9 protein-coding genes are annotated in these 11,962 nt (G+C 64.4%); 1 reads left to right on the top strand and 8 read right to left on the bottom strand.

Going from position 1 to position 11,962, the window contains the following annotated elements; all coding sequences use genetic code 11:
- Positions 1–19: 19 nt before the first annotated feature.
- From gudD to IF809_RS06925, 8 genes are all read right to left on the bottom strand, one after another.
- Complete coding sequence (gene gudD, locus IF809_RS06960) at positions 20–1,363, bottom strand: glucarate dehydratase (protein ID WP_462837179.1); 1,344 nt, start codon at positions 1,361–1,363, stop codon at positions 20–22.
- 22 nt (positions 1,364–1,385) lie between these two features.
- Positions 1,386–2,330 (bottom strand): 5-dehydro-4-deoxyglucarate dehydratase, encoded by a 945-nt coding sequence (kdgD, locus tag IF809_RS06955; protein WP_462837178.1) that lies wholly within the window; start codon positions 2,328–2,330, stop codon positions 1,386–1,388.
- A gap of 126 nt (positions 2,331–2,456) precedes the next feature.
- Positions 2,457–3,362, bottom strand: a complete 906-nt coding sequence (locus IF809_RS06950; protein WP_128965386.1) for a LysR family transcriptional regulator — start codon at positions 3,360–3,362, stop codon at positions 2,457–2,459.
- Positions 3,363–3,485: 123 nt separating this feature from the next.
- On the bottom strand, positions 3,486–4,826 hold the full coding sequence (locus tag IF809_RS06945) for an MFS transporter (protein ID WP_462837177.1): 1,341 nt from the start codon (positions 4,824–4,826) through the stop codon (positions 3,486–3,488).
- 136 nt (positions 4,827–4,962) lie between these two features.
- A complete protein-coding gene (locus tag IF809_RS06940) occupies positions 4,963–6,156 on the bottom strand; it encodes a DUF1501 domain-containing protein (RefSeq protein WP_462837176.1) in 1,194 nt (397 codons plus the stop codon).
- Positions 6,157–6,171: 15 nt separating this feature from the next.
- A complete protein-coding gene (locus tag IF809_RS06935) occupies positions 6,172–7,644 on the bottom strand; it encodes a DUF1800 domain-containing protein (RefSeq protein ID WP_462837175.1) in 1,473 nt (490 codons plus the stop codon).
- Between the two features lie 225 nt (positions 7,645–7,869).
- On the bottom strand, positions 7,870–9,822 hold the full coding sequence (locus tag IF809_RS06930; protein WP_462837174.1) for an SGNH/GDSL hydrolase family protein: 1,953 nt from the start codon (positions 9,820–9,822) through the stop codon (positions 7,870–7,872).
- Between the two features lie 111 nt (positions 9,823–9,933).
- Positions 9,934–11,016, bottom strand: coding sequence for a lysylphosphatidylglycerol synthase transmembrane domain-containing protein (locus IF809_RS06925; RefSeq protein ID WP_128965390.1), 1,083 nt, complete (start codon positions 11,014–11,016; stop codon positions 9,934–9,936).
- 422 nt (positions 11,017–11,438) lie between these two features.
- On the opposite strand from IF809_RS06925, the gene IF809_RS06920 reads away from it, so the two are divergent.
- Positions 11,439–11,945 carry a YciE/YciF ferroxidase family protein gene (locus tag IF809_RS06920; RefSeq protein ID WP_092303054.1) on the top strand — a complete coding sequence of 169 codons (507 nt, stop codon included), beginning with the start codon at positions 11,439–11,441 and terminating at the stop codon, positions 11,943–11,945.
- The last annotated feature ends 17 nt before the right edge of the window (positions 11,946–11,962 follow it).

The following is an 11,962-nucleotide window of genomic DNA, read 5'->3' as shown; positions in this document are numbered from 1 at the left end:
TTCCTCCAAGGAAGTTTTCTTACCGAACGAGGCAGGGCCTCTTGTCGTCGAAGGTCCAGCCCGGGATCAAGTCCTGCATGGCGATAGCGTCATCTCGGGCGCCAAGTCCATGCTTCTTGTAGAGCTCATGCGCGGCCTCGATGGCCGCGCGGTCGATCTCGATGCCGAGGCCCGGACGATCCGGGACCGCGATCTTGCCGCCCTTGATCTGGAGCGGCTCCCTGGTGAGCGCCTGGCCATCCTGCCAGATCCAGTGGGTGTCGATCGCAGTGACCTTGCCGGGAGCGGCGGCGCCGACATGGGTGAACATGGCGAGCGAAATGTCAAAGTGGTTGTTGGAATGCGAGCCCCAGGTCAGGCCGTTGTCGCGGCAGGTCTGGGCAACGCGCACCGATCCCTGCATGGTCCAGAAATGGGGGTCGGCCAGCGGAATGTCCACCGCCCCGAGACGCAACGCATGGGAGAGTTGCCGCCAATCGGTGGCGATCATGTTGGTCGCGGTCGGAAGGCCCGTGGCGCGGCGGAACTCGGCCATGATCTCGCGGCCGGAGAAGCCGGCCTCAGCGCCGCAAGGGTCCTCGGCATAGGCGAGGATGCCGTGCATGTCCTTGCAGAGGCGGATGGCCTCGTCCAGCGACCAGGCGCCGTTGGGATCAAGCGTGACGCGCGCGTTGGGGAAGCGGTTGGCGATGGCGGTGACGGCTTCGATCTCCTGCTCACCGCGCAGCACGCCGCCCTTCAGCTTGAAATCGGCGAAGCCGTAATGGTCGTGGGTGGCTTCCGCGAGCCGGACCACCGTTTCCGGCGTCATCGCCTCCTGATGACGGAGGTTGAACCAGTCCGCCTTGCCGCTCTCGCCCGTGACATAGTCGAGCTTAGACTTGCGCCGATCGCCGACGAAGAAGAGATAGCCCAGCGTCTCGACGCTCTTGCGCTGCCGGCCTTCGCCGAGCAGGGCGGCGACCGGAAGATTGAGATGCTGGCCAAGCAGATCGAGCAGGGCGGATTCGATCGCGGTGACCGCGTGGATCATCACGCGCAGGTCAAACGTCTGCTTGCCGCGGCCGCCGGCGTCGCGGTCGGCGAACTTGGTGCGCACATCGGCGAGAATGTTGTTCATCGCGCCGACGGTCTTGCCGATCACGAGATCGCGGGCGTCCTGGAGCGTCTGCCAGATCCTTTGCCCGCCCGGCACCTCGCCGACGCCGGCGTGGCCGCCATTGTCGGTGAGGATAACGATATTGCGGGTGAAGAACGGCGCGTGCGCGCCGCTCAGATTGAGGAGCATGCTGTCGCGACCGGCGACCGGGATCACCTGCATGGCCGTAACGACCGGTGCGCCAGAGATATCCGTCTGGGCCATCGCGCGCTTCTCCCTGTTGCCTTTATTCTGCAGCCTGTTGTGACGATCGAATGGCGGGCAGCTTCTTCACCAGCGCGGTCAGTTCCGCAATCTCCTGCTCGGTGAGGTCCGTGAGCGGCGGGCGAACCGGGCCGGAGTCGCGGCCAATCACCTTCATGCCGGCCTTGATGATCGAGACCGCATAGCCCTTCCTGCGGTTGCGGATCGCGATCAGCGGCAGGATGAAATCCTTCAAGCCGGCATGGATCGTCGCATGGTCGCGCTTGCGCACGGCGGTGTAGAAATTGGTGGCGAATTCCGGCACGAAGTTGAACACGGCCGAGGAATAGGTCGTCACGCCCATATCGAGATAGGGCAGCGCGAACGTCTCCGCGGTCGGCAGGCCGCCGACATAGGTCAGGCGGTCGCCGAGCTTGGTGTAGACGCGCGTCATCAGTTCGATGTCGCCGATGCCGTCCTTGTAGCCGACCAGGTTCGGACAGCGCTCGGCGAGACGCGCGAGGGTGTCGGGCTGCAGGATGGCGTTGTCTCTGTTGTAGACGATGACGCCGATCTTCACGGAGGCGCAGACGGCCTCGACGTGAGCGGCAAGGCCTTCCTGCTCGGAATGGGTGAGGTAGGGCGGCAGCAGCAGCAGACCGTCCGCGCCGGCCTTTTCGGCGCCGATTGCGATCTCGCGGGCGATCGCGGTGCCATAGCCGGTACCGGCGAGCACGGGCACGCGGCTCTTGGTCTCGTCGACGGCCACCTTGACCACTTGCGGGACCTCGGTCGGAGTTAGCGAGAAGAACTCGCCGGTGCCGCCGGCAGCGAACAGGCCGGCGACGTCATAGCCGCACAGCCAGTCCATGTTGGCGCGGTAGGTCGCCTCGTCGAAGGAGTAGTCAGCCTTGAACGGCGTGACGGGGAAGGACAGGAGGCCCGATCCGATCTTCTGGGCCATTTCCTGGGGGGTCATCTTGCTCATGGGCGCTGTCCCTGTGTTCCAGTGTTGGGGAGGACGCAAGAGGCCGCGCGTCCATGCGCCGGTGTTTAGGCAACCGTTCGATGCGCGTCCAAGCCAAAGCCTATATCGACCGATGCGGATTGAGCATCAATCCTCCACCGCCTCCACCGAGGACAGTTCGCTGGCGATCTTGACCAGCGCGGACAGCAGCGGGTTCTCGTCGTCGCGGCGCCACACCATGAACAGCTCGACCGGCACGCGGTTGCGCAGCTTCAGCGGACGCAGCCGGACGTCGGTGATCTTGAGGCCGGCAGCCGCGGCCGGCACGATGGCAAGGCCAAGGCCGGCGCGGACCATCGCGAGGATCGAGTGAATCTGGCTGAGGTGCTGGACATAGCGCGGCAGGATGTCGGCCCGTGTGAACAAAGCCACTAGGAGATCGTGAAAGTACCGGCTCTCATAGGGCGAATACATCACGAACGGCTGGTCGTCGAAGTCCTTGATGGTGATGCTGTCGGCATTGGCGAGCGGGTGCTTTTTCGGGATCGCGGCGAGCAGGGGCTCGGCGACGACGCGGCGGCTGGTCAGTTCGGGCCGCGCGATCGGCGGGCGCAGCAGACCGGCATCGATCTGACCCGAGGTCAGCGCCTCGAACTGGTCGCCCGACACCATCTCCTTCAACGAAAAGTCCACCTCCGGCAGCTTGGCGCGGCAGGCCGCGATCAGCTCGGGCAGGAAGCCGTAGGCGGCGGCCGCCGTAAAGCCGATCTTCAGCGAGCCGGTCTTGCCGAGCGCGATGCGGCGGGCGACCTGCGAGGCGCTTTCGGCGAGCTTCAGGATGCGGCGTGCCTCGGGGAGGAAGCTGCGCCCCGCCGGCGTCAAGCGCACCGAGCGGCTGGTGCGCTCCAGCAGCGGCGCGTCGATAATGTGCTCCAGCACCTGGATCTGCCGGGACAGCGGCGGCTGGGTCATGTTCAGCCGCGCGGCAGCGCGGCCGAAATGCAGTTCCTCCGCCACCGTGACGAAACAGCGGAGCTGGTTGAGATCGAACATTGATACATGCCTTAGATGGATAAGGCGTTTCCCCGGCACTTCTAGCATCGATCACCCCCAAAAACAAAGACGGCGGCCTTGCGAGCCGCCGTTGAGTTGCCTGGTCAAGCTCTCATGGAGCCCTCAGGAGGAACGTTTGAGCACTACCCGCTCGATCTTGCCCACGATCACGAGATAGGCGAAGGCGGCCACCAGAGCGTTGAGTCCGACGAACACCAGCGCGCCATTGAAGGAGCCGGTCGCGGCGAGGATGTAGCCGATCACGATCGGCGTGGTGATTGATGAGAGGTTGCCGAAGGAGTTGAACAGGCCGCCCGACACGCCGCCGGCCTCCTTGGGTGAGGTGTCGGAGACGACCGCCCAGCCGAGCGCGCCGATGCCCTTGCCGAAGAAGGCGAGCGCCATGAAGCCGACCACCAGCGCCTGGCCCTCGACATAGTTGCAGGCGATGATCGACATCGACAGCAGCATGCCGCCGACGATCGGGATCTTGCGCGCCATGGTCAGCGAGCCGCTCTTGCGCAGGATGGCGTCGGAGATGATGCCGCCGAGCACACCGCCGATGAAGCCGCACAGCGCCGGCAGCGTCGCGACGAAGCCGGCTTGCAGGATCGAGAGGCCGCGCTCCTTGACCAGGTACACCGGGAACCAGGTCAGGAAGAAATAGGTCAGCGTGTTGATGCAGTACTGGCCCAGATAGACGCCGAGCATCATGCGGTTGGAGAGCAACTGGCGGATGTGGTCCCATTTCGGACCGGAGTCCGGCGCGCGCTCGTCCTTTGGTGCGTCGAGATCGACCAGGGCGCCGCCGTCCTTGATGTAACCGAACTCGGCTTCGTTGATCGAAGGATGTTCTTTCGGCCCGTAGACAGTCTTGATCCAGGCGAGACCCATAACGACGCCGAGCCCGCCCATCACGAAGAACACGTAACGCCAGCCGTAATCATGCGCGATCCAGCCCATCAGCGGCGCGAAGATCACGGTGGCGAAATACTGCCCCGAATTGAAGAAGGCCGATGCGGTGCCGCGCTCGTTGCCGGGAAACCAGGCTGCGACGATGCGGGCGTTGGCGGGAAAGGACGGCGCCTCTGCGACACCGACGAGGAGGCGAAGCGCGAACAGCACGACGATGGCAGCACCGGCGCTGAAGAAGCCGACCCAGCCCTGCATCATCGTGAACAGCGACCAGACGATGATGCTGAAAGCGTAGACGAGGCGCGAGCCGTAGCGGTCGAGCAGCCAGCCGCCCGGCACCTGCGCGACGACGTAGGACCAGCCGAAGGCCGAGAAGATCCAGCCCATCGCCACGGGATCGAGATGGAGCTCCTTGGAGAGCGCCGGGCCGGCAATCGACAGTGTGGCGCGGTCGGCATAATTGACGGTCGTAACCAGGAACAACATGGTCACGATGAACAGCCTGACGCGAGACCTCCTCACGTCCGCCGTGGACACGACTGCGCTCATCATGCGCCTCCTCAAGTCGAATGTTTCCTCAAGGCGACTCCTAGAGGCGCGCGCGGGAAAGTGTCCAAGTTGAAGGGGGTATCGATTGATGCCGTTTTTGAATTGATGGAACGGCAGCAGCCCGGAGCGGTGTCAGCTAGACCAATGCGAGGTTCGTCGGGTGCACGCCGGTGAAGATGCGCTGGAGGCTCTCGTTGCCGAGGCCGAAGACGTGCCCGAACAGATCGGCAAACAGCGCGCGATAATCGGTCAGCACGGGATAGTCGCGGTTCTGGAACAGATGCGCCTGCTCGACCTTGACCTGTTCGCCGAGGATGCGGCCGCCGTTGATACCGCCACCGAGCACCCAGTAGACGCTGCCATGGCCGTGATCGGTGCCGCGGTCGCCGTTCTCGCGGAAGGTGCGGCCGAATTCCGAGATCACCACCACCACTGTATCCCGCCACGCTGCCGGCCCGACTTCCTCGCAGAAGCCGACCAGGGCGCGACCGAGCTCGCCCAGCCGGTCGGCGAGATAGCCGTTGGCGGCGCCCTGGTTGACGTGCGTGTCCCAGCCGCCGACGTCGACGAAGCCGAGATTGAATTGCTCGCGCATCAGGCGGCCGATGCGCCGCGCCGACAATTCGAAGCCGCGCGGCGAGACCGCGCCGCGATTGGCGGCATTCATCTCCTCGGAGACCGAGCGGTAGACGTCGTCGCGGACCCGAAAACCCTCCGACACCGAGGCGGCGAGGTTCGACTGCGCGTACATCTTCTTGATCAGATCGGCCTGGCGATCGTCGACGCCGGGCTTGGCGACATTGCTGATGCCGGTATTGGGGACCTGCGTCTTGCCGCGGAAGATCAGCGGCAGCTGGTCGGTGAAGGCGATCGGCTTGGCGCGAGCCAGCTCAGTGGCGAGCCGGCTCATGAAGCCCGAGCGATAGTCGCGCGAGCCACCGGCAGACTGGCCGAGCTCGATCATGTCCTGGGTTTCGAAATGGCTTCGGGTCAAATCGTCGCTGGTGCCGGCGAAGGGAATGAAGGCGATCTCGCGCTTGGCCCAGAGCGGATAGATGCTGTCGCGCAAGGCCGGATGTAACCCCCAATCGGCGTCGAGCGCGAGCGCTGCATTGGGATTTCCGGCGTCAGGCCTGGCGATGGCGAGCGTCGGCCGCGATGTGCGGTAAAAGTCGCTCGAGACCGGCACCACGACGTTCGCGGCATCATAAGCGCCGCGCAAGAACACCACCAGCATGCGCGCGTCGGTCGCCGGCGCGGCCCAGACGCGGCCCGCCACCGTGAGCGGAGCGAGCGCGGCAAAGGTCTTGATCAGCTCGCGGCGGTTCATGGCGATCTCCTTCGCTCAGTGCATGAATTCCGGCGACGACAGGAACAGCGTGTTCCAGTCCTGCGGTGAGATCGCCCTGTCCAGCGAGGCCAGCGTCGCCGGGCCGAGAGTGTTGCGAAGACTGTTGAAGTAGAGCGCGTTCTGGAGCAGCGGGAACGCGGGCTGCTCGACCGGGTTGGGACCGTCGGATTTGAACAGGCCGGAGGAGCCGGATCCGATCTGACGCGCGATCTCGAAGCGAACCATCATCTGTCCGGGGCCGTTCCACGCCGCCGAGGTCAGCGCATAGCCGTCCGGCGTCTCGTGGTTGAACAGGCCTTCACCGAGGCGATTGATCCAGCCCTGGATTGGCGCGGTATTCAGGATCACCCTATCGTCATAGGCGAGGCGAACGGCCGACAGTACGTATTGCACGGGATCCTTGAAGCGGGTGCCGGGCTTCAGCGCAGCCTCGAATTCGCTCGAATGAATCATCGTGGCGAGGACCGAGGCGATGTCGCCATCGGTGGATTTGAACGTCTGCGCCATCCGCTGCACGAGTGCTTCCGGCGGATTGTCGGAGACGAAGTAGGTCGCGATCTTGCGCGACAGATGGCTTGCGGTGGCGGGATGATGGACCAGGATGTCGATGGCTTCATCGACCTCGGCGAGCCCGCGTCCCTTGATGATATGCCCAAGAAAGGTCTTGTCGCTGTAGTCGTGACGGGACGGATTGAATTCGAAGGCGCCCTCGCGCACGAGCTGGGCCTGCAATTCCGGCTTGAGCTTCGGGTCTTCCGGCCTTGTGTCGATGCCGACGCCGGTGAGGATCTTCGCCAGCGCCTCGACATCGGCCTGCGTGTACCCGGAGCCGACGCCCACGGTATGCAGCTCCATGATCTCGCGGGCGTAGTTTTCGTTCAGGTGGCCAGCCGCATTGTCGGCATTGTCGAGATAGCGCAGCATCGCGGGGTGATGCACGGTCGCCGCGAGCAGGTCGCGAAATTTGCCGAGCGAATTGGGACGGATGGCGTGATCGACGTAGTCGCCGATCAGCACGCGCAGATTCGACTTGTACTGATGGACGTTGAAGTGATTGAACCAGAACCAGACCATGCGCTCGCGCAGCTGGTCGGGCGCGTAGAGCGCGCGCAGGATGGTGCGCGCGGCGGCCTGCTTGGCACGATCGCTCATTGCCTGCTGAAACACCTGCTGCGCCGCCTTTTTCTGGTCGGGATCGGCGACCTGATTGGCGCTCTTGGATTGCTGTTCGAAGGCGACCGCAATGTCGAACGGGAAGCGGTGCACGTCGGGCATCGCCTCGATCTGCACCTTGGCCGCTGCGGGCAATGCCGGATTGCCGGCCGGATGCAACTGCTCCTGGAGCCAGCGCTCGGCACCGATGCCGTGCATGTGCGCGGCACTCGAGGTGCTCACGCCGAAAGTCAGCCGGTCGAGCAAAGCGAGATCATGCGGGTTGAGGTCGTCGGCATGGGCGATATTCGGCATCAGGCCTGTGGACAGGGCGACGAGCGCCGCTAGGCGCGACCGACGCAGCCGACGATATGCGCTTCTGCTATCCACGATTAATCCCGGCTGCATGAGGACGCCCACATCCCATGACGCGTGCATTATCATGCACCGGTCGGCTGAACCCGCCCTGAATGGAATGGACTCAATTGACGGCAGCGCCATCAATTTCCAGCGAGCGACAACGGGTTCCGGCGCAGTGGACTATTGCTGCGCGCCCGGCAGGAGCGGAGCCAACAGTCCGCGCGTGACGCCTGGCGGCACGGCGTCAAGGCCAAGCACGGCGCTTGCGGCAGGCAGCGTCGCATCCGCCATCGCGGCGTGGCCTTCGGCGCTAGGATGCACGGCACCGCCATAGACGGCCGAGAGCACGCCCCATGTCGCGTCGTGGATGTCGCTCGGCTGGCTCGCCGCCGGCAGGCCCTGCGGATAGGTCATCGCCGCGAAATAGCTGTCATTGGCATCGCGAATCCAGCGCGCGCGCGGCAGATAGGCGCGATACTCGGAGGCGCCGCGGCCGCACAACATCGGTTGGCTTGCCGCGCTGACGATATCAGGATTGAAGCTCTGGCCATTCTCGGCAAAGCAGGTGCGATCAAACTCGGGATCGCTGCCGGCATGGGCGCAGAAGCCATGATCGGCGAACGCGCTCTGGTGCGCATCGACGAAGGTCATGCGGTCGGCCTCGGGGTCGCGGCACAGCGCGCCGCGCGTGCAGGTAGCGAGCCCCTTCAACTGCGGCAGGAATTCGGTGTCAACGAAGGTCGAGACGCGGGCGAGCCGCTGCGGATCGGCGTTGAAGGCGGGATGGATGTCGAAACCGGCGCGGCCGCCGCGGCAGGGCACGCCGCCGTCGGCCAGCGCCGGATTGGCATAGGAGACATAGACGACGTGCGAGAGATCGCCGCCGACCAGCGGCTTCAGCGCTTCGCGCAGCTTGACGAAGTTCTGCGGCAACTCGCGCTGCAGCGCGTCCCGGGAATCGTCGACGCTCGCCATCACGCCGGAGCGGCGGAATAGCGCACGTTCGGTCGCGGTGTCGACGATGACGTCGGCGACGAGGCCTGAGAAGTAGACGTCGTTGGCGCCGATCGAGAGCAGCACGAGATCGAGATTGCGGTCCGGCTGGCGCTTCTTCGCCGCAGTGACGGCCTCGCGCAGTTCGGCGACCTGCGCGTTCACGCTGGTGTTGCAGACGCCGGACTTGCCGGGCGGGCATTCGCGTGCGCGTTGCGAACCGAGCAGCCCGTCGCTGATGCTGGCACCGGTGCAAGCGAGCGGCAGATAGGTGACGGCGATATGGGTGTAGCGCACCGCGAGCGCGAGCGCGGTGCGGGTCTGGTAGCTGTACAACGAGCGATGACAGGGCGAGTTGAACCAGAGCGCGCTGTAATGCTGCCAATTAGCGAGCGTATCCGGGGCCTCGCAGGCGCGGCCGCCTTTGTAGCCGGCGCGGCTCGGCCGGTAATATTGTGCGCCGGCGGTGCCGAGATAGGAGCGGAAGCAAAAGCCCTCATCGGACAGCGCCAGCGGCCGGTCAGGATTGCCTTCGCCGGAGGCGATGCTGTCGCCGAGGCCGGCGATGAAGATGTCGCGGACCTGGATCTCGGTCTGGATACGCTGGCTCGGATCGGAGCCGGAGGAGACGTCGACGGTCGCCACCGTCTGCTTGCCGTAGCGCACCCGCAGATTGACCGGCTCGGCGCAGTCGAAGGTCGAGGTCTGCGGTCCGTCGCCGTCGTCGAACGACCAGGCGCAGGTGGCGCCGACCGGCACCGCGCCCGTCAGGCGGACGGTGATGGGGTGGTCGATCGGGGTGATGTAGTTCTCTTTGACGTTATCGCGCGTGCAGGGCTGGTTGACCCGGCCCTGGAGGTCGATGCAGAGCCGGTTGACCATGTTGCGAGCCCAGCCGCGGCCCTCGCTTTGGAGCTCCAGCGACTGTTCGGCTGCGAGAATGCTGCGGTTACGCGCATTCTCCACATGCAGCAGGAAGTCGCGCTCTTCCCGGAACAGGCGGAAGCGGTTGCGGACCTCCCAATTGATCTGCATCGCGCCGGCATCCTGGGCGGCTGCGGGCTGACGCGGCAGAACGGAGAGGAGCCCGGCCAGCAGCAGGGCGGCCGCGAAACATCGACGAAGGGAAACAGGCATCATGATCCGCGTCTTCAACGGCAAAGTTGAGGCGGAAATAAGAGAGCATCGCTCGCCTGCCTGCAACTTTTGTCTGCCGCTTTCACGGGTAGCCGGCATCATCGCCGGCCAGCCTCATCGTTTGCTGGCTTGGCGCAGCGACCGCTCGTGCTCCATTGCCGTGACCTGCTTGGGCAGGTTGGCCTGCGCGCAGGCTTCCGCCAGTCGTCGCCGCTCCTGCCAGGGCTGGACCACGTTCATCCAGAGCTCGCGAGTGCCCATGATGGAGATGGCGAGGCCGAACGGGATCACGAAATAGAGAATGCGGAAGACAAGCAGGGTCGCCAGCAGCTGCTCGCGGCCGAATTCGGGCAGCGCCACCAGCATGGCGGCGTCGAACACGCCGATCGAGCCGGGGGCGTGGCTGGCGAACCCAAGCAGCGTTGCCAGGATGAACACCACAGCGAGCGACAGGAAATCGATCGGCGGATCGGCCGGTATCAGCAGGTACATTGCGAAGGCGCAGAAGCCGAGATCGACCACCCCGATCAGAATCTGCACCAGCGTCAGCGGCGCCGACGGCAGCACCACCTTCCAGCCCTTCTGGCCGAGCTCGCGGCGCTTCTCGCCCATGCCGAGCCAGACCAGATAGGCGGCGATGGAAGCGAGCCCGCCGAACGCGATCAGCCGGTTAATCGACGACGGCAGCTGGTCCATGTAGGAGGCCGCATCCGGATGGAGGGCCATGCCGATCGACAGCACGAAGATGTTACCGAGCCAGAAAGTCAGGCCGGACAGGAAGCAGATCTTGGCGACGTCGATCGCGTTCAGCCCATAATCCGAGTAGATCCGGAATCGGATCGCTCCGCCGGTGAAGACCGTGGCGCCGATATTGTGGCCGATCGAATAGGACGTGAAGCTTGATAGCGCTGCGATGCGATAAGGCACGTGCTTCTTGCCGATCGTTCGCAGTGCAAAAAAATCATAGAAAGTCAGCGTACAGAACGCGAAGAACACGCAAACCGCAGCGAGCCCGATATGCGCGCGGGGAATCTCGGTTAACGCGGTCAGGATGACGCCGGTGTCGATGCCCTTGAGGGTTCGCAACAGCGTGGTGACCGCGAAGGCGATGATCATCACGCTCGCGGCAATGCCCAGCCGTCGCCAGCCGATCCATCTCTTGAAGCCGCGTTTCAGCGCGGGCAGCAGTCCGTGCATTCATCCTCCCGGCGGGGGGCAGATCCGACCCGGCCAGACATTGGCAGATCGGCTACGATCGTGGCCAAAGGCAGGCGTCGATCGCAAGACATGATAAAGCTCATTTAAGGCAAAACCGGCGGCTTGTGCAGCCCTTGACAACAATAGGTTCTACGTCGGACCGGCCGGTCTTGTCACACGCGGTTCATATCGGGCGCGTTAAGCATACGAGTCGCGGCAAGTGGCTCGGGCCCGCGTCCGGAGATGGACATCGTTTCATGTCCCGGCTCCGCCGACATTGTTCCAGCTCAAGTGTCATGCGCCGTTTCGGAACGTCGATGGCCCCTGTTCGTTAGGCCCCATCAGCAATCGAACATGGCGAAACAGGCGGCTTTCCTGCAGGCTGACGCCGCCGTGTTCCCGAACCGAAGAGGACCGGAACGATGGGACTGTTCACAAAAGACATCAAGACCATGAACGACCTGTTCGTGCATCAGCTCCAGGACATCTATTACGCCGAGCAGCAGCTCACCAAGGCGCTGCCGAAAATGGCAGAAAAGGCCAACGATCCGCAGTTGAAGCAGGGCTTTTTGACGCACCTCGAGGAAACCAAGCAGCACGTCAAGCGGCTCGAGGAAGTGTTCAAGATGCACGGCGCCCAGGTGAAGGCGGTGGATTGCCCGGCGATCGACGGCATCATCGAGGAGGCCGATGAGACGGCGGGCGACGTCGCAGACAAGGCGGTGCTCGACGCGGCGCTGATCAACGCGGCGCAGGCCGCCGAGCATTACGAGATCGTCCGCTACGGCAGTTTGATCGCCTGGGCGAAGCAGCTCGGCCGCAACGACTGCGCCACCGTGCTGGCCAAGACGCTCGAGGAAGAGAAAGCAACGGACAAGAAGCTGACGTCGCTGGCCGAAAGCAAGGTGAACCTGCGGGCGGCGAGCTAAAGGTCAGGAGAGCCTCT

Source organism: Bradyrhizobium sp. UFLA06-24 (assembly GCF_054967145.1).
Note: the sequence above shows the minus strand (reverse complement) of the source record. Positions and strands in the feature narration are given on the sequence as shown.

Coding starts and splice junctions, on each gene's coding strand:
- gudD (WP_462837179.1), bottom strand. CDS start 1,363: ATGGCCCAGACGGATATCTCTGGCGCACCGGTCGTTACGGCCATGCAG.
- kdgD (WP_462837178.1), bottom strand. CDS start 2,330: ATGAGCAAGATGACCCCCCAGGAAATGGCCCAGAAGATCGGATCGGGC.
- IF809_RS06950 (WP_128965386.1), bottom strand. CDS start 3,362: ATGTTCGATCTCAACCAGCTCCGCTGTTTCGTCACGGTGGCGGAGGAA.
- IF809_RS06945 (WP_462837177.1), bottom strand. CDS start 4,826: ATGAGCGCAGTCGTGTCCACGGCGGACGTGAGGAGGTCTCGCGTCAGG.
- IF809_RS06940 (WP_462837176.1), bottom strand. CDS start 6,156: ATGAACCGCCGCGAGCTGATCAAGACCTTTGCCGCGCTCGCTCCGCTC.
- IF809_RS06935 (WP_462837175.1), bottom strand. CDS start 7,644: ATGCCGAATATCGCCCATGCCGACGACCTCAACCCGCATGATCTCGCT.
- IF809_RS06930 (WP_462837174.1), bottom strand. CDS start 9,822: ATGATGCCTGTTTCCCTTCGTCGATGTTTCGCGGCCGCCCTGCTGCTG.
- IF809_RS06925 (WP_128965390.1), bottom strand. CDS start 11,016: ATGCACGGACTGCTGCCCGCGCTGAAACGCGGCTTCAAGAGATGGATC.
- IF809_RS06920 (WP_092303054.1), top strand. CDS start 11,439: ATGGGACTGTTCACAAAAGACATCAAGACCATGAACGACCTGTTCGTG.